This window comes from Streptomyces sp. NPDC057271 (assembly GCF_042668715.1).
Lineage (GTDB): Bacteria > Actinomycetota > Actinomycetes > Streptomycetales > Streptomycetaceae > Streptomyces.
Genome location: NZ_JBHUYJ010000027.1, coordinates 54,072 through 76,392 on the forward strand (window position 1 = coordinate 54,072; position 22,321 = coordinate 76,392).

General features: G+C 71.7%; 19 protein-coding genes and 2 pseudogenes. 6 read left to right on the plus strand and 15 right to left on the minus strand.

The window, feature by feature from the left end; translation table 11 throughout:
- Positions 1–2,188, minus strand: a 2,188-nt coding sequence (locus ACFUJR_RS15645; protein WP_383450431.1) for a SpoIIE family protein phosphatase, incomplete at its 3' end; no start/stop codon positions are given.
- A 158-nt stretch (positions 2,189–2,346) separates the two neighbouring features.
- Here ACFUJR_RS15645 and aspS point away from each other — a divergent pair.
- Positions 2,347–4,170, plus strand: a complete 1,824-nt coding sequence (gene aspS, locus ACFUJR_RS15650; protein WP_383173810.1) for an aspartate--tRNA ligase — start codon at positions 2,347–2,349, stop codon at positions 4,168–4,170.
- A gap of 154 nt (positions 4,171–4,324) precedes the next feature.
- Positions 4,325–4,891: a Uma2 family endonuclease gene (locus ACFUJR_RS15655; protein ID WP_383173813.1), complete on the plus strand. Its 567-nt coding sequence runs from the start codon at positions 4,325–4,327 to the stop codon at positions 4,889–4,891.
- Positions 4,892–5,031: 140 nt separating this feature from the next.
- Here ACFUJR_RS15655 and ACFUJR_RS15660 read toward each other — a convergent pair whose 3' ends face one another.
- Together ACFUJR_RS15660 and ACFUJR_RS15665 are read right to left on the minus strand one after the other, a co-directional pair.
- Positions 5,032–5,592, minus strand: coding sequence for a hypothetical protein (locus ACFUJR_RS15660; protein WP_383173816.1), 561 nt, complete (start codon positions 5,590–5,592; stop codon positions 5,032–5,034).
- A 293-nt stretch (positions 5,593–5,885) separates the two neighbouring features.
- Positions 5,886–5,981: pseudogene (locus ACFUJR_RS15665) on the minus strand (ATP-binding protein); the annotation flags it as partial.
- Between the two features lie 214 nt (positions 5,982–6,195).
- Here ACFUJR_RS15665 and ACFUJR_RS15670 point away from each other — a divergent pair.
- Positions 6,196–7,077 (plus strand): helix-turn-helix domain-containing protein, encoded by an 882-nt coding sequence (locus ACFUJR_RS15670; protein WP_383173819.1) that lies wholly within the window; start codon positions 6,196–6,198, stop codon positions 7,075–7,077.
- A complete protein-coding gene (locus ACFUJR_RS15675; protein ID WP_383173822.1) occupies positions 7,074–7,283 on the plus strand; it encodes a DUF397 domain-containing protein in 210 nt (69 codons plus the stop codon). The genes ACFUJR_RS15670 and ACFUJR_RS15675 overlap by 4 nt, the downstream gene beginning before the upstream one ends.
- A gap of 86 nt (positions 7,284–7,369) precedes the next feature.
- Here the strand turns inward: ACFUJR_RS15675 and ACFUJR_RS15680 are convergent, their stop codons facing one another.
- Positions 7,370–9,166: a C40 family peptidase gene (locus ACFUJR_RS15680; RefSeq protein WP_383173825.1), complete on the minus strand. Its 1,797-nt coding sequence runs from the start codon at positions 9,164–9,166 to the stop codon at positions 7,370–7,372.
- A 333-nt stretch (positions 9,167–9,499) separates the two neighbouring features.
- Positions 9,500–11,107, minus strand: coding sequence for a methionine--tRNA ligase (gene metG, locus ACFUJR_RS15685; protein WP_383180400.1), 1,608 nt, complete (start codon positions 11,105–11,107; stop codon positions 9,500–9,502).
- Positions 11,108–11,524: 417 nt separating this feature from the next.
- On the opposite strand from metG, the gene ACFUJR_RS15690 reads away from it, so the two are divergent.
- Complete coding sequence (locus tag ACFUJR_RS15690; RefSeq protein ID WP_383180397.1) at positions 11,525–11,908, plus strand: hypothetical protein; 384 nt, start codon at positions 11,525–11,527, stop codon at positions 11,906–11,908.
- Here the strand turns inward: ACFUJR_RS15690 and ACFUJR_RS15695 are convergent.
- Complete coding sequence (locus ACFUJR_RS15695) at positions 11,875–13,512, minus strand: VWA domain-containing protein (RefSeq protein WP_383450434.1); 1,638 nt, start codon at positions 13,510–13,512, stop codon at positions 11,875–11,877. The genes ACFUJR_RS15690 and ACFUJR_RS15695 overlap by 34 nt on opposite strands.
- A 495-nt stretch (positions 13,513–14,007) precedes the next feature.
- Between ACFUJR_RS15695 and ACFUJR_RS15700 the strand changes: the two genes are divergently transcribed.
- Positions 14,008–16,080, plus strand: coding sequence for a PhoX family protein (locus ACFUJR_RS15700; RefSeq protein WP_383180391.1), 2,073 nt, complete (start codon positions 14,008–14,010; stop codon positions 16,078–16,080).
- Between the two features lie 37 nt (positions 16,081–16,117).
- Here the strand turns inward: ACFUJR_RS15700 and ACFUJR_RS15705 are convergent, their stop codons facing one another.
- From ACFUJR_RS15705 to ACFUJR_RS15745, 9 genes and pseudogenes are all read right to left on the minus strand, one after another.
- On the minus strand, positions 16,118–17,107 hold the full coding sequence (locus ACFUJR_RS15705; RefSeq protein WP_383180690.1) for a hypothetical protein: 990 nt from the start codon (positions 17,105–17,107) through the stop codon (positions 16,118–16,120).
- 114 nt (positions 17,108–17,221) lie between these two features.
- Positions 17,222–18,694 (minus strand): APC family permease, encoded by a 1,473-nt coding sequence (locus ACFUJR_RS15710; RefSeq protein ID WP_383180687.1) that lies wholly within the window; start codon positions 18,692–18,694, stop codon positions 17,222–17,224.
- Between the two features lie 197 nt (positions 18,695–18,891).
- Positions 18,892–19,080, minus strand: a complete 189-nt coding sequence (locus tag ACFUJR_RS15715; RefSeq protein WP_383180684.1) for a hypothetical protein — start codon at positions 19,078–19,080, stop codon at positions 18,892–18,894.
- A gap of 44 nt (positions 19,081–19,124) precedes the next feature.
- Positions 19,125–19,364, minus strand: coding sequence for a DUF2630 family protein (locus tag ACFUJR_RS15720; RefSeq protein ID WP_361435840.1), 240 nt, complete (start codon positions 19,362–19,364; stop codon positions 19,125–19,127).
- A 26-nt stretch (positions 19,365–19,390) separates the two neighbouring features.
- Positions 19,391–20,407, minus strand: a complete 1,017-nt coding sequence (locus ACFUJR_RS15725; protein WP_383180681.1) for an endonuclease/exonuclease/phosphatase family protein — start codon at positions 20,405–20,407, stop codon at positions 19,391–19,393.
- A gap of 4 nt (positions 20,408–20,411) precedes the next feature.
- The gene (locus ACFUJR_RS15730; RefSeq protein WP_383180678.1) at positions 20,412–20,858 is read right to left on the minus strand and encodes an FxLYD domain-containing protein; all 447 of its coding nucleotides are present in this window, start codon (positions 20,856–20,858) and stop codon (positions 20,412–20,414) included.
- On the minus strand, positions 20,855–21,289 hold the full coding sequence (locus ACFUJR_RS15735) for a hypothetical protein (protein ID WP_383180676.1): 435 nt from the start codon (positions 21,287–21,289) through the stop codon (positions 20,855–20,857). Before ACFUJR_RS15735 ends, ACFUJR_RS15730 begins: the two co-directional genes overlap by 4 nt.
- 149 nt (positions 21,290–21,438) lie before the next feature.
- A complete protein-coding gene (locus ACFUJR_RS15740) occupies positions 21,439–22,119 on the minus strand; it encodes an alpha/beta fold hydrolase (RefSeq protein WP_383180673.1) in 681 nt (226 codons plus the stop codon).
- A gap of 120 nt (positions 22,120–22,239) precedes the next feature.
- A pseudogene (locus ACFUJR_RS15745) lies at positions 22,240–22,321 on the minus strand (transposase); the annotation flags it as partial.

The window sequence follows — 22,321 nt, forward strand, 5'->3', positions numbered from 1 at the left end:
GATGCCGCTTGTGCGGCAACTCGTCGCTGCCGTCGGAGACCTCCACGCGCAGTCGGCGGGCTTCCCCGATGCAGGTCACCTCGGCGACGAGGAGTGCGTCGCCGTCCGTGTGGATGAGGACGTTGGTGACCATCTCGGAGACCATCAGGACGGCCGAGTCGAGCTGGTCCTCGTCCGTCCAGTCGTGGAGAAGCTGCCGCACGTGCCGGCGGGCGGCGGCGATCCGCTCCGGTTCCGCCTGCGCGATGGTCATCATCGTGCGGCGCGGCGCCTCACGGACGGCCGCGCCCTGGCGGGAGACGAGCAGGATGGCGATGTCGTCCTCACGCCGGTCGGCGAGCGGCCCCGTGGTGTGGTGCGAGCCGGGTCCGTGGACGGCCTCGACCAGGCTGTCGGCGAGGTCCTCCAACGAGTCCTCGGCATGCTCTTCGAGGAGCGAGCGGATCCGTTCCCAGCCGCTGTCGAGGTCGTGGCCGCCGGTCTCCAGGAGCCCGTCGGTGCACATCATCAGGGTCTCGCCGGGCTCCAGGGTGAACCGGGTCGTCGGGTAGTCGGTGTCCGGGACGATGCCGAGGGGCAGGCCGCCTGCCGTGGGACGCAGCAGAACCGTTCCGTCGGTCATCCGGACCGCGGGGTCGGGGTGCCCGGCGCGGGCGATGTCCACGACACCGGTGACCGGGTCGATCTCCAGGTAGAGGCAGGTCGCGAAGCGCGGACCGACATCGTGGGCCCGCCCGTCCGGCGCGCCGTCCCCGTCCGGAGAGACCCCGTACGGAGCGACGCCCCGGTTCCGCGTGACACCCCGGCGCGGCGCGGCGCCCGCGTGGGGTGGGCCCCCGTTCGGGTGGCTGCCGTCGCGCGGTGAGACGTCTCCGTGGGGCGCCTTCCCGTCGCGCGGCGCGGCGCCCGCGTGGGCTGGGCCCCCGTTCGGGTGCTCTCCGCCGGCGCGGACGGCCTCCTCCGCGGCGGCCTCGGTCGCCTCTCCGTCGGTGATCCCGTACAGGAAGCGCGAGGCGCGGGAGAGGACGGCGTCGGGCCGGTGGCCCTCGGAGGCGTACGCGCGCAGGGCGATCCGCAGCTGGCCCATCAGCCCGGCCGCGCGCACGTCGTGGCCCTGGACGTCGCCGATGACGAGAGCGATGCGGCCGCCAGGCAGCTGGATCATGTCGTACCAGTCACCGCCGACCTGGAGGCCCCCGCCGGTCGGGACGTACCGGGCGGCGACGTGCAGACCCGGGATGCCGGGGCCGAGGACGGGCATCATCGTCCGCTGCAGGCCGAGCGACAGCTCGCGCTCGGACTCGGCGACCCCGGCGCGTGCGAGGGCCTGGGCGAGCATCCGGGCGACCGTGGTGAGGACGGAGCGCTCGTCGGGCGTGAAGGCGACGGGGTGCTTGAAGGCCGCCATCCAGGCGCCCATGGTGCGCCCCGCGACGATCAGCGGGAGGTACGCCCAGGACCGTCGGCCGAACCGCTGCGCCAGCGGCCAGGTCACCGGGAAACGGCGCAGGTACTCCTCCGGTGTCGGCAGGTAGATCGCCCGCCCGTTCCGTACGACCTCGGCCGCCGGGTAGTCGGTGTCCACCGACATCGAGGTGAAGGGGCCCTCGTCGCCCGCGTTGTGCCCGTGGTGGCCGATGACCGTCAGCCGTTCGCCGGCGACCCCGAAGACGGCGAGCCCGTCCGGCGAGAAGCCCGGCATGGAGAGGGAGGCGGCGACCCGCAGCACCTCGGCGGTCGAGCGGGCCTCGGCGAGCGCCCGCCCCGCGTCGAGCAGGAACGCCTCGCGCGAGCGGCGCCAGTCGCCGGTGATGGGCGTACGGGCGGCGGTGCCCGGCTGCGGTTCGGCGACCTCCTGGATCGTGCCGACGAGTTCGTAGTCGTCACCGTCGATGAGCGGCTTGGACCGGCTCCGTACCGTACGGATCACCCGTCCCTCGCCGTCCATGATCCGCAGCCGGGCCTCGGCGAGCGTCCCTTCGGCGACGGCGAGGTTCACGACCCCGTCGATCTCGTTCCAGTCGACGGGATGAAACCGGGAACGCACGGCCGCTTCCGTGAGTTCGACCGGTTCGGCGGGCAGACCGAGGAGCCGGGCGGCCTCGGCGTCGAGGGTGACGGTCCCGGATGCGTTGTCCCAGCGCCACAGACCGGTCGCGATCGCGGCCAGGACGTCCTCGGTGCGCATTGCCCTACTTTATGAATATCGGCCAGCGGGTCGCCACTGAGCGTATTCGAAATGCGATCTTGGGTCGCCCGGTAGGCTTGGACGGGTCTGCCGTCACGACCCGTCACGACGGCGCACACCCCCTGATTCCCGTAGACCCGAAGACTGGATGAACGACGATGCATCGGTACAGGTCCCACACCTGCGGCGAGCTCCGCGCCTCTGACGTCGGCACCGACGTCCGGCTGAGCGGCTGGCTGCACAATCGGCGCGACCTGGGCGGCATCCTCTTCATCGATCTGCGCGACCACTACGGCATCACGCAGCTCGTCGCCCGGCCCGGCACCGCCGCCGCCGAGGTGCTCGACAAGCTGACGAAGGAGACCGTCGTCCGCGTGGACGGCAAGGTCGTCTCGCGTGGTGCGGAGAACGTCAACCCGGAGCTCGCCACCGGCGAGATCGAGATCGAGGCCGCCACGGTCGAGGTCCTGGGCGCCGCCAAGCAGATCCCGTTCACCATCAACGCCGACGACGGCGTGAACGAGGAGCGGCGCCTGGAGTACCGCTTCCTCGACCTGCGCCGCGAGCGCATGCACCGCAACATCATGCTGCGCTCCGCCGTCATCGCCTCCATCCGCTCCAAGATGGTGGCCCTCGGCTTCAACGAGATGGCGACCCCGATCCTCGCCGCGACCTCCCCCGAGGGCGCCCGCGACTTCGTGGTCCCGTCCCGTCTGAACCCGGGCAAGTTCTACGCGCTGCCGCAGGCGCCGCAGCAGTTCAAGCAGCTGCTGATGATCTCCGGCTTCGACCGCTACTTCCAGATCGCGCCGTGCTTCCGCGACGAGGACGCCCGTGCGGACCGCTCGCCGGGCGAGTTCTACCAGCTCGACGTCGAGATGAGCTTCGTCGAGCAGGAGGACGTCTTCCAGCCGATCGAGAAGCTCATGACCGAGCTCTTCGAGGAGTTCGGCGGCGGACGCCACGTCACGTCCCCGTTCCCGCGGATCCCGTTCCGCGAGTCGATGCTCAAGTACGGCAACGACAAGCCGGACCTGCGGACGGCCCTCGAACTCGTCGACATCTCCGACGTCTTCGAGAACTCCGAGTTCAAGGCCTTCGCGGGCAAGCACGTCCGTGCCCTGGCCGTCCCGAACACGGGTGACCAGCCGCGCAAGTTCTTCGACGCGATGGGCGACTTCGCGGTCTCCCTCGGCGCGAAGGGCCTGGCCTGGGTCCGCGTCGGCGAGGGCAACGCCTTGACCGGCCCGATCGCCAAGTTCCTCACCGAGGAGAACGTCAAGGTCCTCACCGAGCGCCTCGGTCTGGAGCCGGGGCACGCGATCTTCTTCGGCGCGGGCGAGTTCGACGAGGTCTCCAAGATCATGGGCCCGGTCCGGGTCGAGGCCGCCAAGCGCGCCGGCCAGTTCGAGGAGAACGTCTTCCGCTTCGCGTGGATCGTCGACTTCCCGATGTACGAGCGGGACGAGGAGACCGGCAGGATCGACTTCTCGCACAACCCGTTCTCCATGCCGCAGGGCGGCCTGGAGGCCCTGGAGACGCAGGACCCGCTGGACGTCCTCGGCTGGCAGTACGACATCGTCTGCAACGGCATCGAGCTGTCCTCGGGCGCGATCCGGAACCACGAGCCCGAGATCATGTTCAAGGCCTTCGAGATCGCGGGCTACTCGAAGGAGACCGTGGAGCACGAGTTCGCGGGCATGCTCCGTGCCTTCGAGTACGGCGCCCCGCCGCACGGCGGCATCGCCCCGGGCGTGGACCGCATCGTGATGCTCCTCGCCGACGAGCCCAACATCCGCGAGACGATCGCCTTCCCGCTGAACGGCAACGCCCAGGACCTCCTGATGGGCGCCCCGACGGAGCTGGACGAGGCGCGTCTGCGCGAGCTGAACATCCAGCTGCGCAAGCCGGTCGAGACGAAGGTCGTCGAGTCGACCGACCGCCCGATCACGGAGGCGGTCCACCCGGACGCGGCGCGGTAAGGACTGGCGCTCGAACGAGTGAAGGCCCGGGATCCACGGATCCCGGGCCTTTGTCATATGCCAGATTGCCGCCATGGCAACTGTGACGAACCCGGCCGAGTCGACAGGGAAACCCGTACCGTGGGAGGCACCACCGATCCGGGAGGAGTCTGCCGTGAGCGTTCTGACGCAGGAGGGGTTCGAAGAACTCGCCCGCCTCGGCGAACGTGTGGACGAATCGCTGCGTCTGGAGTTCATCGACGGGAAGATCGGGGAGAAGGCTGTGCCGGACGGCGATCACGGGCGGATCATCGAGTGGCTCACGCGTCTGTGCATCCAGACCGATCCAGGGCGATGGCTCTACCCGGACCAAGGCCTGCGGATCGAGAAGTACCGCAACGGCAACGCCCGCCCGGACGGCTGTCTGGCGCTGAGCGGCACGTTCGTCGGCCAGGGCGAGTGGGCCAGCGCCGACGGTGTCCTGATGGTCGTCGAGGTGACGTCCGGCGACTCGGACACGGGACTACGCGACCGCGTGCAGAAGCCCCGCGCCTACGCCGAGACCGGTATCCCCGTCTACCTGCTGATCGACCGCACCACCGGCGAGGTCAAGGTCCACTCGCAGCCGGACGGAGAACGGTACGAGATGGTGGCCACGGTCCCCTTCGGCAAGACGGTCACCCTGCCCGACCCGGTGGGCATGGAGCTGGACACCGAGCCGCTGAAGGACTGGGTGCACTGAAGTACGGATGTGGCCGCCGACTCCCCACAGGGCGTTGGCGGCCATGGCGCCGTACCCCCACCGTCCTGCCGTGGGCCTCGATGGCGAGCAGGAACGAGCCGTCCTCGGCGCTGTCGAGCGCATGTCCTTCAGCCGGCCGGTCACCTGCTGCAGCCGCCGCAGGTGCCGGGTTCTGGGCCGCGGTAGGCGAGGTCGCAGGTGTCGCAGTTCTGGAGCGGGTACCGGGCTGCCCGGTCCTCGGGGGCGCGGCGCGGCGGCTTGTCCGCCCGGCGAGGGGCGGCCCGCTTCGGCTTCGGCTCCTCCCCGCCTGCGTCTCCCGACCGGCCAGGCCGGTTGCAGGAGACCGTGCGGGTGACGATGCGGCCACTGGCGGTGCGTTCGCACGTACGGCGCAGATAGCCGTGGGCCTCCAGCTCCCGCAGGGCGGCGGCGATCCGGGCCTTGCCTTCCGGGAAGCGGGCGGCGAGGGTCCTGATGTCGATCGCGGCGCCGCCGGGCAGGGACTGGATGTGGACGGCCAGACCGATGGCCGGCAACGACAACTCGGCGTGCTGGGCGAGGTGGTTGCCGATCACGGTGAAGCGGGTGGTGTGGCGGACGTTGTCGTGGATGACACCACCGGAGGTTCCCCGGTGCGGGTGGTTCTTCCCGCTGTTACGGGACGAGGCGTGCGGGCGCACGCTAGTGTTCTGGGTATCCATCGGGAAGGTGCTTCTTCCTCGTTGGTCAGGCCCCCGCCTTGGGAACGCAACTCCCGGCGGGGGCCGACGCATGTCAGCGGTGATGTGGTGTGTCGCGCTGAGCGTAGATCAAGCAACCCATCCCAAAGCCAGCCGAGTTGGTGTTTTTCACCCGAGCGAGTGAGTCCGGCCTGCGGGGGAGGAGGGGTGGGGTTTGGTGCGGTTCTTTCTCTCGGGTGTCTTTGGATCCTGGGATCGCCCGCACCGCCGGAGACCAACGGACGGGACTCCGGTGCGTGAGTGATTTCCGCAGGTCAGGGGCGTTTCAGGTCGAGTTCGGCCCATACGGTCTTCTGGGGTACGGGGCCGAGCCCGACGCCCCGGCGGTCGGCGAGCGCCTCGACGAGGACCGCCGGGACGCTGAAGTGGAAGGCCGGTGCCTGGAGTTGCACGGCGATCTTCGAGTTCACGCCGTCGAGCGTGGCGGTTCGTGCTTCACGTGAGCAGTGACGACCCGGATGCTTAGGGTGACTGTCCGGAGCTTGTCCACTGTTGTCCGGACTGTCGGCTCCCGTCTGCCGGGTAGATGTCGCGGCGCGAAGGCACGGACAGAGGGGTGCGGGCATGTCGGTGGACGGCGGGACCGGAGTGGCGAGACTCAAGAGCGAGGCGGACGAGCCGGGTTGGGAGGTGGACCCCGACGACGACTGGGGTGTGGCGGTCGTCGCCACGGTGGGACGCCAGCTGAGGCTGCGGCGGGAGGCGGTCGGGATGCGGGCCGCCGACTTCGGAGAGGCGGTCGGCTACGGCGAGGACATGGTCTACAAGCTGGAGGGCGGCAGACGGATTCCGCGCCCCGAGTTCCTGGACAGGGCGGACGAGGTGCTGGGGGCGGACGGGCTGATCGCGGCGATGAAGGACGACGTGAGGAAGGTCCGGTACCCGAAGAAGGTCCGCGACCTGGCGAAGCTGGAAGCGGGGGCGGTGGAGCTCCAGCTGTACGACCCGCTCAACATCCACGGCCTGCTGCAGACGCCGGAGTACGCGCGCGGGCTGCTCCTGATGCGGCGCCCGGCGTACACGCAGGACGAGGTGGAGCGGATGGTGGCCGGCCGTATGGCCCGCAAGTCCGTGTTCGAGCGGGACCCCGCACCCGAACTCGGCTTCGTCCTGGAGGAGTGGACGCTCCGACGACCGCTGGGCGGCCGTACGCTGCTGCGGGCGCAGCTCGAACACCTCCTGGAGGTGGCGCGGTTGCGGAACGTCGAGCTGCAGGTGATGCCGATGGACCGCGAGGAGCACGCCGGAGTGGACGGCGGCATCGAGGTCCTGAAGTTCGGGGACGGATCGGCGGTCGGGCGCTCTCCGGTCGTGGCCAACGGCCGACCGGTGACCGAGCGGAAACAGCTCCGTATCCTTGAGCTGCGGTATGGCATCATCCGGGCTCAGGCTCTCACGCCCCGTGAGTCGACCGCCCTCATCGAGCAACTGCTGGGAGAGACATGATCCGCATCACCTCGGCCGGGGACGCCTCCGAACTGGCGTGGTTCAAGAGCAGCTACAGCAGCGGTAGCGAAGGCGACTCCTGCGTCGAGGTCGCCACGACCCCCGGCACCGTCCACGTCCGTGACTCCAAGTGCCTCGCCGGCCCGCAGCTCGCGCTGACCCCGGGCGCGTGGGCGGGCTTCGTGTCGTACGCGTCGGGCCACTGACCGCACCGACCCGACCACCCGGGCCCGTGTCCGGTGGTCACCGGACACGGAGCACGGGCGGTCGGCCGATCGGGGCGGGCGGCCTCTCAGAACCGACGGATCACGCGCAGCGACCTCGTGTACAGGTCGTTCGCCGCGCCGTTCAGGATCGACCTGGCGCCGAGGTCGGCCATGGTCGGCCCGTTCGGGGTCTTGCGACTGGACACGAAGCGTAGACCGCCGTGCTGGTCCCGGCCGACGTAGATGCCGGTGTGGTCGACGACCCCTCCGGTGGTCTCCGGGTCGGCGGGGTCGGTGGTGGCGTCGAAGAACACCACGTCACCGACGCGCAGTTCGGTGAGGGAGGGCGGTGCGTCGGTGCCCGTGGCCACGACCGTGCCGGGGCCGTCGGTGGCCTGCCTCTTCGAGGTACGGGGCAGGTTCAGGCCGTCGTAGTTCTTGGAGACGACCATCGGGATGCCCATGTGATGGCCGTAGACCATGCGGACGAAACCCGAGCAGTCGAGATTGCCCTTCCATCGCGCCTCCGGGGTCCCGGTGCTCTCGCCGCTGGCGGGGAAGGTCCAGGCCAGTCCCATGTACTCGTGGAAGTCGGCGCCCACATAGCGCAGTCCGGCTTCGTCCGTCTCGCTGTACCCGGACGTGCCCAGCACCTGCGCACCCTGGAGCGCGGGGTCGGTCACGGCGGGCGCGTGGGGCCGGAACATGGAGGCGTAGGCGAGGGCGTCGGGCGAGGTGTCCGCGGCCCAGGCGCGGACCCGCTGCTCCAGCTCCGGGGTCCAGGTGCCGTCGAAGGGCTCGGGCAGGACCCGTACCCAGGTGTCGTGGCAGACCACCGGCGGGTCCGCCCAGTCGGCGGAGGTGACCACGACGTCGTAGATCCGGGCCTCCAGCGGCACCGTGGCCCCCTGGGAGGCGAGAGCGCGGACTCCGAGGGTGCCGGAGTCGAAGACCTTGCCCGGCTGCGGCTCGGGGTCGCGCACACTGTGGTGCCAGGTGTCCGGCGTGGGCGTGCCGTTGCGCCAGGCGCGGGCCCGGATCACGGGACCGCTCTTCTCCACCTGGACCCACCAGTGGTCGAAGGCCGCGAATCCGGTACCGACCGTGACGGGCGCGCTCAAGGCAGCGGAGACGTCGGCGAGTTCCTTCTCCAGGACCAGCCGTACGTCACCGGCGGGGGTCACCTCAAGGCGCGCCCGGTAGTGGTTGTCGACATCCTGGACCCCGAACGAGAGCGCCAGCGAGACGGGCGCGCCGGTGGGGGCCTTGTCGAAGGAGAAGCGGGCGGCGGCGTCGAAGTCCCCGACCAGCCGGTCGGAGAGGAAGACGTGCCGACTGGCGTTGCTCGCGGTGAGGGCGATGACGGCCCGACCGGACTCCAGGAAGTAGTTCGCGGGCACGCCGTTGTGAGAGGACCAGGTGCCGCCGCCGGGGGAGGTGCCCCAGCCGGTGGTGGTCGGCGTGCGGGCGAAGTCGTCCGTGAAGGGCTTCTTCTGTTCCGTGAACCAGCGCTTCGGGCCGCGCACCGTCACCGTCTTGGCGCCGACGGTCAGGAGGGCGAGCACGCCGTCGTCGTCGGACACCTCCAGGGACGCGGGTGTGCCGGAGAGGGCGCGGGTGGTGAGCGCCCCGGACGGATGTGCGGCGAAGTGCCACGGGTCGCCGGGATCGGCCACCATCGGAAGTCTTCCGCCGGGCGGCATGGGGGCCGGCGTCCCGCCCGCCGTGGCGGTAGCGGTGCCGGTCGGGGCGGCGGCGGTGGCGGTCCGTGGGGCGGCGGTGGCCGAAGGGGCGACGGCGAACGGCAGCGAGCCGCCCGCCGCCACTCCGGCGAGGACGGCGAGAGCCGATCTGCGACTCGGCGAGGACTTCGATGTGGACATGGCTGATGGGCCCCCGGGCGTGGACGAACCGGCCGGATGAGCCGGTCAGATGATCGGAATGGGGACCCTACCCGCGCGGAAGAGCGGCTGTGGGGGGGGGGGGGCGCGCGGGGGAGAAGGGGGCGAGGCGACAAGCAGAAACGGAGGAACGAAGGAGAGAGGGGTCCCTGCGCCCCTTCTCCCCCCCCCCCCAAACATCATAGATGCTAGGAGGTGCTGCGGGTGTGGCTTTCGCCCCCCCCCCGCGGGCGAGTCCTGCTTCGCGCCCCCCCCCGCTCGCGCCCCCCCCCCCCACAGCCGTACGAGGAGCCGTACGAGGAGAGGAGGACGGTGTCAGTCCTTCTTCGGCTCCTCCAGACGCGGGAAGAGCACCGCGCCCTTCGTCACCGTCGTGCCCGCCGGGAGCTTGCCCCACTCACCGGCCGACTGGACCGGCTGGGAGGCCAGGGCGCCCAGGGATGCCTCCGCGCCCAGGGAGTCCCAGAGCTTCTGGGAGGTCTCCGGCATGATCGCGTTCAGCAGGACCGCGACGCCGCGCAGCGACTCGGCCGCCGTGTAGAGGATCGTCGCCAGACGGGCGCGGCCCGCCTCCGAGTCGTCCTTGGCGACCTTCCACGGCTCCTGCTCCGTGATGTAGCCGTTGACCTGCTTCACGAAGTCGAAGATCGCCAGGATGCCGCCCTGGAAGTCCAGCTCCTCGCCGATCTTCTGGTCGGCCGTCGCGACCGCCTTCGCCAGGCCCTCGTGGATCGCCTTCTCCGCGTCGCCGTCGGCCGTCGCCGCCGGCAGGGCGCCCTCGAAGTACTTGCCGACCATGGCCGCCACGCGAGAGGCGAGGTTGCCGTAGTCGTTCGCCAGCTCGCTTGTGTAGCGGGCGGTGAAGTCCTCCCACGAGAACGAGCCGTCCTGGCCGAACGCGATCGCGCGCAGGAAGTACCAGCGGTACGCGTCCACGCCGAAGTGCGAGGTCAGGTCCTGCGGCTTGATGCCGGTCAGGTTCGACTTCGACATCTTCTCGCCGCCGACCATCAGCCAGCCGTTCGCCGCCACCCGGCCCGGGACCGGCAGGCCCTGCGCCATCAGCATCGCCGGCCAGATGATCGCGTGGAAGCGGAGGATGTCCTTACCGATGAGGTGGACGTCGGCCGGGAAGGTCTCGTCGAACTTCTCCGGGTTCTCGTTGTAGCCGACCGCCGTCGCGTAGTTCAGGAGCGCGTCGATCCACACGTAGATGACGTGCTTGTCGTCCCACGGGACCGGGACGCCCCAGTCGAACGTCGAGCGCGAGATCGAGAGGTCCTCAAGGCCCTGCTTGACGAAGTTCAGCACCTCGTTACGGGCCGACTCCGGCTGGACGAAGCCGGGGTTCGACTCGTAGAACTCGATCAGCTTCGGGCCGTACTCGCTCAGCTTGAAGAAGTAGTTCTCCTCCTTGAGGATCTCCACCGGCTTCTTGTGGACGGCGCACAGCTTCGTGCCGTCCTCCGCCTCGATGAGATCGCCGGGGAGCTTGTACTCCTCGCAGCCCACGCAGTACGGGCCTTCGTACCCGCCCTTGTAGATCTCGCCCTTGTCGTACAGGTCCTGCACGAACTCCTGGACGCGGTCCGTGTGACGCTTCTCCGTCGTCCGGATGAAGTCGTCGTTCGCGATGTTCAGGTGCTCCCAGAGGGGCTTCCACGCCTCCTCGACGAGCTTGTCGCACCAGGCCTGGGGCGTGACGTTGTTCGCCTCGGCCGTGCGCATGATCTTCTGACCGTGCTCGTCCGTGCCGGTGAGGTACCACACCTTCTCGCCGCGCTGACGGTGCCAGCGCGTGAGCACGTCGCCTGCGACGGTCGTGTAGGCGTGGCCCAGGTGAGGAGCGTCGTTGACGTAGTAGATGGGGGTCGAGACGTAGTACGCCTTCGCCCCCTGCTTCTCGGATCCAGTGGCCGCCATGGTCGAAATCCTAACGGGCAGTTCAAGATCCACTCACATCGACAACGGGCGGGGGGAACGGGCGGGCGACGGCGGCGGTTCCTCGCGGACGCCTCGCACGAGCCGCGGACCTCGTTGCCACGCAGCGTGCCGCGATCCGGATCGGGCTCGACGACTCGAACGAGGACGAGCAGGTCCTGCTGGACAGCAACCGGAGCGAGCGGAGCGAGGGGCTCACCGAGGGGCTCACCGAGGGGCTGGGGGCTGCTGGTGCTGCTGGGTGCCGGGTGCCGGGCGCTGGGTGCCCGGGTGCTGGCGAGGAGTGAGCGGGGCTGGAGGAGCGGGGGACGTGCCGCTGGGGGAGGTGGTCGCGGAGGAGTGCGAGGCGTTCGGGGTGGAGTGCGATGGCCCCGGGGGCCGTGGCGGTGAGGGGCCGTCGTGCGGTGGACACGGGCGCTGCTCGGGCAGCTCGTACGGAACCTCGTCGCGGACGCCGTCGCCTACGACGTGCCCGGGGCCACGGAGGTGCGTGTGGACGGTGGTGCGGTGACCGTCGAGAACACGGGGCCGGTCGTGGCGCCCGGAGACGGCCCCCCGGGGCTCTTCGAGACCGTTCCGGCGCGGTTAGGGGCGCGACCGGATGGGGCCGGGGGCCGGGCTCGGGCTGTCGATCGTCCGGTCGATCGCGGTGGCCCGGGGGAGGGGGAGGGCGAGCGGGAGGTCGGCGGGCTGGTGGTGACGGTGACGGTGACGTTGCCCGTCACCGTCACCACCGGCAGGCGTGCCGGTCAGGCCTCCCAGGTGGAGAGCAGCCCGCGGTAGAAGTCGGCGTGGGCGGTCTCGGCCGGGGTGGGGCCGGCGAGGTAGTGGCCGGTACGGGGCGCGGTGAGCTTACGGACGAAGTCGAAGGCCTTGTTGTCCTCCTCGCCCCATGCGACGAACTGCCAGTGGATCGGGCGCCCGGCGGCCTCGGCGAGCGCCTGGGTGGCGGCCGTCTTGGACTCGGGAGCGCCGTCGGTCTGGAAGACGACGAAGGCGGGGCGGGTGGGGTCGGTCTTCTCGTGGTGCGCGAGGACCTCTTCGACGGCGCGGTGGTAGTTGGTACGGCCGAGGCGGCCGAGGCCCGCGTTGATCTCGTCGATGCGGCCCTCGATGCCGGCGGGGCGGAGTTCGGCGGTGCCGTCGATGTCCGTGGAGAAGAACACGGCGGTGACGGTGGCGTCCTCGGTGAGGTGCGCGGCGAGGGCGACGGTCTGCTCGGCGATGCGCTGGACGGAGCCGTCCTTGAAGTACCCGCGCATCGACCCGGACCGGTCGACGACGAGGTACACGGCGACCGGCCCTGCCCCGACGAGCCCGCGCTCCGCGAGGACGCCCGCGGCTGCGTCGTACGCCTCGACGAGCTGCGGCGCGTCGGCGGTGAGGACGGTACGTCCGGGGGCGGGCGCGGGCGCGGGGGCGGGGGCGGGGGTCGGGGTGGCCTCCGGCTCGGCGACGGTGGCGTCAGCGTCGGCAGGGGCGGCCTCCGTCTCGGCGACGGTGGCGTCGGCCGGGGTGGCCTTCGTCCCGGCGACGGCGACGGTGGGCTCGGCCTGGACCGGCTCGGCGGCCGGGGTGGCCTCCGGCTCGGCGACGGTGGCGTCGACTTCGGTCGGCTCGGCTTCGGCCGGGGTGGCCTCGGCGACGGTGGCGTCGGCCTCGGCCCGGGTGGGCTCGGCCTGGACCGGCTCGGCGGCCGGGGTGGCCTCCGGCTCGGCGGCGGTGGCGTCGGCTTCGGTCGGCTCGGCTTCGGCAGGGGTGGCCTCGGACTCGGCCTCGGCCGGCTCGGCGGCAGGGGTGGCCTCCGGCTCCGCGACGATGGCTTCGTCCACGACCGGCCCGGCCTCGGGCTCGGTGGCGGCGGCCGGCTCGGTCTGCGGCTCCGCCGCGACCTGCTCGGGCGTCTCGGCGACGGGCTTCTCCGCGACGGGCTCGTCATGGGCCGTCTCGGCCTTCGCCTCGTCCGCGACGGGCGTCGGCACGTCCGTCGCCTCCACCGCGACCTGCTCGGCAGCCGCGTCCGTGGCGGGCTCCTCAGCCGTCGCGACGGCCTCCACGGTCGCCTCCGCCGCGGGCTCCTCGGCGGCCGGGGTGGCCTTCACGGGCTCCGTCGTGGCCTGCTTGGGCAGTCCGGCCACGGCCGGCTCTTCCTCGGCGTCCGGCTTCTCGGACGTCCTCGCCGCCGGCACCTTCGGGTTGTCGAAGGCCGCCGCCACCAGGTCGTCCGCCGCGCGCTGGGCCTCGTCCTCCGTCGGGGGCGGCGTCGGCGCGGCGTTCTCCTGGCGGGACGGCGCCGCCTGGGGCGGGACGGAGGTCGCCGGGGAATCGGCCTGCCGTTCCGCACGATCGCGTCCGAACACCTTGCGCAGCAAGCTCCGAATGCCCATGGGCGAGGCCTTTCGCATGAGTTGGGTGCGGTGAATGTCCGTACTGGGAGGAATCATCCCTGGCCAGGGCGGACACGTAAGGTTAGCGGCCCCTGGTGTGTCGCCCCCGGCGCCCCAACCGGACCCGGAATCGCCGCCCCCGCACGCCTCCCGGTGCATGGGATTCGCGCCCCCGGCCGTCTCAAGCGGACTGGGAATCCCGGCTCTCGGCCCGCCCCGGACAGTCCCCAGATGTCCGCCTTCGGCCCGCCCCTGACGGCCGGCGGATCTCCGTCCTCGGCGCCCCGAACGGCCCCGAACCCCCCGCTCCCCCTTCACCCCCCTCCCCTCACCCTCCAATCGCCCCCACCCAGCCCCGTTCCCGCTCATTCATTCGGCGTTCACTTCCGCGCCGCCCCCGTGCAGATGTGTGCACATAACGTCACCGCCGGACGGGAATCCCGACACCATGTCGGGACCAAGGGGCGGCGCGGAGACGCGCCGGAGGAGGACCAAGTGCGCAAACTGCTGCCGCTGCTGAGCACCAACCCGCACGGAGGCGGCCGTTCCGCCCTCACCTGCCGGTTCCGTTGTGGTGACGCCTGCTTCCACGAGGTGCCCAACACCAGTGACAACGAGTACGTCGGCGACGTCATAGCCGGAGCCCTCTCCCGGCGTTCCATGGTGCGTGCCGCTGCCGTCGTGACCGTCGCCGCCGCCGCCGGCGGCGCCGTGGTCGGCCCCGGTGGCTCCACCCCCGCCGTCGCCGCCGGCAACTCCGACGCCGCCACGGCGGCCGGCAAGGGACGGCCCGTCGCCGACGGTGCCCGGGGCCTCCGCTTCAAGCCCGTCGCGCCCAACACCGCCGACAAGGTCACCGTGCCCGTCGGCTACGAGCAGAACGTGGTCATCCGCTGGGGTGAGCCGATCCTCCGCGGCGCCCCGGCCTTCGACGCCGACAAGCAGACCGCCGCCGCGCAGGCCGGCCAGTTCGGCTACAACAACGACTTCCTGAGCCTCCTCCCCCTCCCCGGGGAGCGGGGCCGTCAGGTGCTCGTCGCGAACCACGAGTACACCGACGAATTCCTGATGTTCAAGGCGTACGACGCCGAGAACCCGACCCGCGAGCAGGTCGAGATCGCCTGGGCCGCCCACGGCCTCTCCGTCGTCGTCGTCCAGGAGGAGAAGCGTTCCGGCAAGCTCACGCCGGTCACGCGCCACCCGCTCAACCGCCGTCTCCACGCCACCAGCGAGTTCGAGCTGACCGGCCCCGCCGCCGGCTCCGCGCTCCTGAAGACCTCCGTCGACCCGACCGGCCGCAAGGTCCTCGGCACCCTCAACAACTGCGCCGGTGGCACCACCCCGTGGGGCACGATCCTGTCCGGCGAGGAGAACTTCAACCAGTACTTCGCCAACGGCTCCAGCGCCACCGACAAGCGGTACGGCATCGGTTCCGGCACCACCGAGCGCAAGTGGGAACGGTTCGACAAGCGCTTCGACGTGGCCCAGGAGCCGAACGAGGTCCACCGCCACGGCTGGGTCGTCGAACTCGACCCGTACGAACCCGAGTCGACCCCGAAGAAGCGCACCGCGCTCGGCCGCTTCAAGCACGAGGCCGCGCAGCCCCGCCTCACCGCCGACGGCCGCCCGGTCGTCTACATGGGCGACGACGAGCGCTTCGACTACTTCTACAAGTTCGTGTCGTCGAAGCGGATGATGAAGGGCAACTCCCGCGCCGCGCACGAGCACAACCTCACCCTGCTGGACGAGGGCACCCTCTACGTCGCCAAGCTGACCGGCGACAGCCCGGCCGCCCAGATCGACGGCACCGGAAAACTCCCGAACGACGGCGAGTTCGACGGCTCCGGCGTCTGGATCCCGCTGGCCACCGGCGACGTCTCGCACGTCGAGGGCATGACCGCCGAGGAGGTGTACGTCTTCACCCGCCTCGCCGGTGACAAGGTCGGCGCCACCAAGATGGACCGCCCCGAGGACGTCGAGCCGTCCCCGCGCTCCGGCCGCGTCTACGTCGCGCTCACCAACAACTCCAAGCGCGGCACGGACGGCAGCCCCGGCGCCGACGAGGCCAACCCGCGCAACAAGAACAAGCACGGGCAGGTCCTCGAGCTGGCCGAGAACTTCGACGACCCCGCGGGCGACGGTTTCGCCTGGCGCCTCTTCCTCGTCGCGGGCGACCCGAACGACCCGGCCACCTACTACGCGGGCTTCCCCAAGGACAGGGTCTCCCCGATCTCCTGCCCCGACAACATCGCCTTCGACCCGTACGGCAACCTGTGGCTCTCCACCGACGGCAACGCGCTCGGCTCGCACGACGGCCTGTTCGGTGTCGCCACGCAGGGCGAGCGGCGCGGTGAGATCAAGCAGTTCCTGACCGTGCCCACGGGCGCCGAGACCTGCGGCCCGATCATCCAGGACCGCCGTGTCGTCGTCGCGGTCCAGCACCCGGGCGAGGTCGACGGCGCGTCCGTCGAGAACCCGAAGTCGCAGTGGCCCGACGGACCCGGCAAGATCGTCCGCCCCTCGGTCGTCTCGGTCTGGCGCAAGGACGGCCGCGGCATCGGCGTCTGAGCCCTGAAACGTGGTGTGAGGGGCGTGGCACCGCCCCTCACACCACTCCCAGACCCTCCCTGAACCGCACGAACTGCTCCTCCGGGTCCCCCGTGTACGCCCACGGCACCCAGGCCGCCCGCGCCCCGAGCATCCCGAGCACCTCGCGTGCCACCTCCACCTGGCCCGCGTAGCAGGCCGCGTGTGCCAGGTAGTTGAGGTCCGGCACCTCCTCCGGTGCCACCGGGGCGCCCGGCTCGCGGCCGCCGATCCAGCGTTCGAACGTACGGCGCAGCTCGTCCACGGCCAGTTCGTGCTTCCAGTGCTGGTCGAAGCCGCGCACGGGACCCCGGCCCAGCGCCCCGTCCGCGATGTAGCGGTACTCCTCCACCCGCGCCACCTGCACCAGGACCGGCAGCGGCGACCCGGGCGGCGCCACGCCCGCCGCGTCCCGCGCGAAGTCGTACATCGCCCCGTGCGTGCCGTGCCACCGCGCCGACCAGTAGCGCATCACCTGCGCGTGGCCCTCGGTGTTGTACGGGTCACGGCGCCGCAGCTCGTCGAACCACTGCCGCAGCTCGCGGCGCGGCACCCCGCCTTCGTACAGCCGGGCCACCGAGAGCAGCGAGACCCACGGCATCGGGTCCGTGGGGGCCGCCTCCGCCGCCCGCAGACAGGCGTCGACGGTGGCGTCGACCCGCCCCCGGTCCACGACCGTGCCCCGGCCGGCCGCGATCGCCGTGTCGAAGACCCGTACGACCTCGGTGGCCGCCCGCAGCACCGCCCCGTCCGGGTTCTCCGGCTCGGCCGCCCGCCACGCCTCGACCGACGAACTGCCCGCGGCGGCGTGCGCGAGGAGCCGCACCCGGTGCGTCCGGCGCGCCCAGTCCTCACCGGTGTCCCGCAACAGGTCCCGTACGCCCTGCCAGCGGCCGATGACGATGTCGTGCCGCGCCTCGGTGAGCGCGCGGTCGCCGAAGTCCGGGTCGTGGACCGGGGTGAAGCGGGCCGCGCGGGCCGAGCGTGCCGATCGGCGGAGAGCGGCCATCCAGGTCCTCCCTCGGAAGCCAGTAGTCGTGAAACCGGTAGTCGTGAAACCGGTAGTCGTGAAGCCGGTGGGCGTGAAACCGGTGGGCGTGAAGCAGGCCCGCCGCGGCCGGCGTCAGAAGTCCGTCGCCAGCGACTCGTCCGCCCTGCGCGCCCGCGCCGTGCTCGGCGCGAACGGCTCCGCGGCCGCCAGCGCGCGCACCGCGTCGAGCCGTGCCGGACGGTAGTACGCGCTGCCCGCGCGCCAGTACACGAGCATCGGGACCACGCCCACGAGGAGCCCGCCCAGGCCGATGACCCGTGACGTCGTGGACAGTCCGCCGAGGGACTCGACGAACGCCCACAGCATGAACGCCGAACCGAGCAGCGGCCAGACGCCCCCGACGAGGAAGTTCCGTACGGAGTTCAGCAGCATCCCCCGGTACGCCACCACGGCGGCGATCCCGGCGAGACTGTAGTAGAACGCGATCAGCAGGCCGATCGCGGACACCGCGTCGCTGAGGATCCGCCCCATCGAACCGGCGGCCGCCGCCGCGCCGAACAGCAGCAGCGCGGCGCCCCCGACGGCGGCGATCGCCACCCACGGGGTGTTCCAGCGCCGGTGCACGGTCCCGAGCGCGGCCGGCATCGTGCGGTCGCGGCCCATCGCGAAGAGGGAGCGGGTCACCTGGATCAGCGTGGTCTCCAGGGTGGCGACCGTGGACAGCAGCACCGCCACGACCAGCAGCTTTCCGCCGACGCCCGGCCAGATCTCCTGGCCGAGGACGGCCAGGACGTTCGCGCCCGCCGACTCGATCCGCCCCGGGGTCAGCAGCACGTTGACCGCGACCGTGAACGCCTCGAAGACCAGGAAGACGACGCCCACGCCGACCAGCGCCGCGAGCCCGGCCGTGCGGCGGCTGTCCCGGGTCTCCTCGCTGAGGTTGCTGGTGACGTCCCAGCCCCAGTAGTAGAACGCGGCGATCAGCGCGCCCGCGGCGAAGCCCGCCGGACCGTCGAAGTGACCGAAGCCGAACCAGGACCAGTCGAACGCGGTCGCGTGCCCCCGGTGCAGCAGCGCGGCGAGGACGAAGGCGAGGAGAATGAGCATCTCGACGCCCGACATGATCAGTTGGGCCCGTACGGTGAGCCGGGCGCCGCCCAGGACGACGAGCAGCATCACCAGGAACCAGCCGGCGCCGACGGCCGCGGCGAGCGGGGTGTTGTCGGCGAGCCCGGGATCGATGAGGGAGAGCGTCAGCGCGCCGGCGGGGAGCGATCCCGCGACCATGAAGACGGTCGTGGAGACGACGAGGGCCCAGCCGGAGAGGAAGCCGAGGAAGGGGTGGAGGGTGCGGCCCACCCAGGAGTAGCCGGCGCCCGCGTTGACGTCGATCCGGCCGAGGCGCGCGTAGGCGAGGACGATGCCGAGCATGGGTATCGCGCAGTAGAGCAGAGCCGCGGGGCCCGCCAGGCCGACCGCGCCGAAGAGGACGGCCGTGGTCGCCGCCAGCGAGTAGGCGGGCGCACTGCCCGCGACGGCCATGACGATGGTGTCGAACGTCCCGAGAACGTTGGGCTGGAGCCCTCTGCCGGTGGTCGTGCGCATGGCGGATGTCCTTGGGGGGCACGGGAGCGGTGCAGGACGAAGTGTCCGTGCCGCCGAGTCAGTTGTTCGCGTGACCGCGCACGGATCAAGGTGAATCGAGCGCATCGTAGTCGCACCGACGGACTCCGGTAACGGCGGATGGAACGTTCCGTTCTGTGACCGCCGGTAAGGGCATCCGTACGCCCCCGGTGGGGTGTTTAGCCCGGTGACACGCGGGGAGAGGCGATCGCGCGGGCCGACGTCACCTCGGCTCGGAGTGGGTCGAGCGGGGCGGACAGTGCGACGGAGGCGCGGGCGACGGCGGCCGCCCAGGGGACGGGTGCGGGGGCCGGGCGGAGCCCGGCGGTCAGCCAGGGCGGTGGGGAGAGCCGCGCGGGACGTGCCATGGGCTCACGGTGCGTGGGCGGAGGCGGGTCGCCCGGCGGGCGGGTCAGCTGCGGTAGCCCTCCACCTCCGCCGCCGGGCGGACGGCCGCCGTGTCCGGGTCCTCGCCGAACTCGACCTTGGCCCGGCGCTGGCGCAACAGGTCCCAGCACTGGTCCAGTTGCACCTCGAGCTCGGCGAGCCGCGTCCGCTCCTCCGGGAGGAGGCCGCCCATACGCTGCCGCAGGGCCCGCTCCTCCTCGACGAGGGTGCCGATGTTCGTGAGGATCTGCTCGTCGTCGTACATCCGGTCCATGCTTCCAGCGTCGCCGATCAGCGCCCGGCGTGCAGGTCGAGCCCGGTCAGGACGGCCCGGTGGTCCGACCCCGCGAGGTCGAGGAACCGCACGTCGCGTACCCGGAAGTCGTCGCTGACCAGCACGTGGTCGATCTGTGCGTACGGCGGCAGGGGCAGCTCTCGCGGCCAGGTCGGCGTCCGCGCGGCGCCCGCGAGCCGCGCGGCGTCGTGCAGCCGGCCCGCGTCGAGGACGGCGCGGAACGCGGCGTGGTCCTGGGAGGCGTTGAAGTCGCCGGCCAGGAGCACGGGGTCGCCGCCGCGGTGCGCTGCGGCGAACTCCTCCACCCGCCCCAGCTCGCGCTTCCACAGGTCGACCTGGCGGGGGATCGGCGGCAGCGGGTGGGCGAGCCGCAGCTCGACGTCCCGGCCGCCGATCCACGCGGAGGCGCCCGGCATGCCCATCGCGGCGGGGATCGGGGGCCGGGCGGTCAGCGGGTACGCGCTCAGGATCACGGAGCCGGTCGAGCCCTCGCCGTCGACGACCGCCCGGTGCGGGTGGCTGACGGCCAGCGCGGCGGTGAGGGCGCGGACGCAGGCGGGGGCACACTCGGAGACGTACACGAGCTGCGGCCGCTCCCGTCGTACGGCCTCGGCGAGGGCCTGTGTCGCCTGGCCGAACTCGACGTTGGCGGTGAGCACCCGGAGCCGTTCGACGACGGGGCCGCGGGCGGTGGTGGTGTCCGGCCCGTAGGGCAGTGTGAACCAGGCCGTGACGGCGAGGACGAGGACCGCGAGGCCCGCGAGCGGCCGCCGCCCGGCGGCCAGGGCGAGCAGCGCCGCGAGGCCGGCCGGGACGGTGAGCCAGGGCAGGAACGACAGCGCCTGCGGTACGGGAGTGACCGCGTCGGTGCCGAGCAGGCGGCAGCCCGTGACCACTGCCGGTACGGCCACGAGCAGGGTCGCGGCCCAGGTGGCGAGGCGCCGCCCGGGCCGGGGGGAGGTCGGAGGGGACGCGGGGCCGGAGGACCGTTGCTCTGCCAGGACGTGCTCCACACCGTCAGTGTCGCAGCGCCTGCTGGATCTCCGCCTTCGTCTCTCCCGAGAGGGTGCGGTTGCTGCGCGCCGTCCCGGTCTTGGACCCGCCCGGCTCCACGCCGTCGATGTTGAGGACGGCGGCGTCCAGCAGATTTCCGGCGTCGTCACGGAAGTTGACCCAGACCGTGTAGTCGGCGTTCGAGTCCGTGGGGTTGGTGGCGGTGATCTCGACGGTGGTCCGGTCGCCGTCCGTCCGCGTCGCTCCGGCCTTCACGTCGTCGGTGGCGTTGATCCCGTCCTTGACCTGGTTCATCTTCTCCTGGGCCGCCGAGGCGGCCGCCGCCGTGGCGGTGGAGACGATGTCCTCGGCCGCCTGCCGGCTCTCCTCGGTGCAGCCGGTGACGGTCACGGTCAGTGCGAGGAGGGCGGTGGCGCAGACGGCGCGGGTGCGCGCGCGGGCGGTGCTCACACCCGGTCCTTGCCGAACGAGGTGTCGTCCGTGGCCAGCGCCCAGATCACGAAGATCGAGATGGCCATCGAGAACAGCGCCCACCAGGGGTGGTACGGCAGGAAGAGGAACTGGGCGATGACGTTCAGGGAGGCCAGGGTGATGCCGCCCATACGACCCCACTCGGAGCCCTTGAGGATGCCGGCGCCGGCGATGGTGACGAGGGCGCCGAGAACGATGTGGACCCAGCCCCAGCTGGTCAGGTCGAACTTGAACACGTAGTCGCCGACGCGGGCGTAGACATCGTCCTCGGCGACGGCGGCGATGCCCTGGAGGATGTCCAGGATGCCGATGACGAGCATCAGGACGCCGGCGAACAGGGTGCCGCTGGAGGCCCATGCGGAGCTGGTCGAGCTGTGGGGCGGGCGCGGGGGTGCGGTGTGCTGACTCATGGGCCCATCGTGCGGCGGCCGGTCCGGAAGCGAACGTCCAACTGGTCCGTACGGGTGAGGCCCGGGAGCCGCGCCTCGACCGCCGGGGGCGGGGCCGTGCCTCCTTGCCGGGGCCGGGGCCGGGGCCGGGGCCGTGTCCGGCGCCGGGCTCAGAGCGTTTCGAGGAACGCGGCGAGTGCGGCGTCGAACTCCTCCGGCCGCTCCAGGTTCGGCATGTGCGCCGCGCGCTCGACGACCACCAGCGTGGAGAGCGGCAGCGCCGCGTGCATCGCCTCCGCGTCCGAGACGGGCGTGTACGCGTCGTCCCGGCCGACGACCACCAGCGCCGGTACGGAGACGGTGGTCAGCAGCTCGCGGTAGTCGGGCCGTTCTGCCCGGCCGCGCAGCGCCGCCGCCGCGCCCTCGGGATCGGTGGCGCACATCATCCGGTGGACCTGGGGCGCGGCGTGCGTGTTGTACGGGGCGACCATCCGGTCCAGGACCTCGTCGGCGTACCCCTTCATGCCCTCGCGGACCAGCCGGTCGGCGAGCGCGCGGCGGCCGGCCCTCCCCTCCTCGGTCTCGGCGGCGGGGAACGTGTCGGCGAGGACCAGGCCGCGGATCCGGCCGGGGAAGAGGCGGTAGCACTCCATGACGATCTGGCCGCCCATGGAGAGTCCGCCGAGTACGAACTCCTCGATGCCGAGGTGGTCGAGGAGCGCGGCGAGGTCCCCGGCGAAGGCGGAGAGCGGTGTGGTGCCGGGGACGACGGTGGTGGCACCGTAGCCGCGCAGATCGGGGGCGACGACCCGGTGCGTGGCGGAGAAGCGGTCGATCTGGGGCCGCCACATCGTGCGGTCGAAGGGGTGGCCGTGGACCAGGACGAGCGCGGGGCCCCGTCCCCTCGTCCTCGTAGCGGATCGTCAGTCCGTCGATCTCTGCGGAAGGCATGGCCAGAGGCTAGTGCCGCATCAGGCAACGTTCGCCCTGTCGACGACGGCGCGTAGGTGCCGGTCGTCGGCGTGGCGGTTTCGCCAGATGATGTAGCGGCGG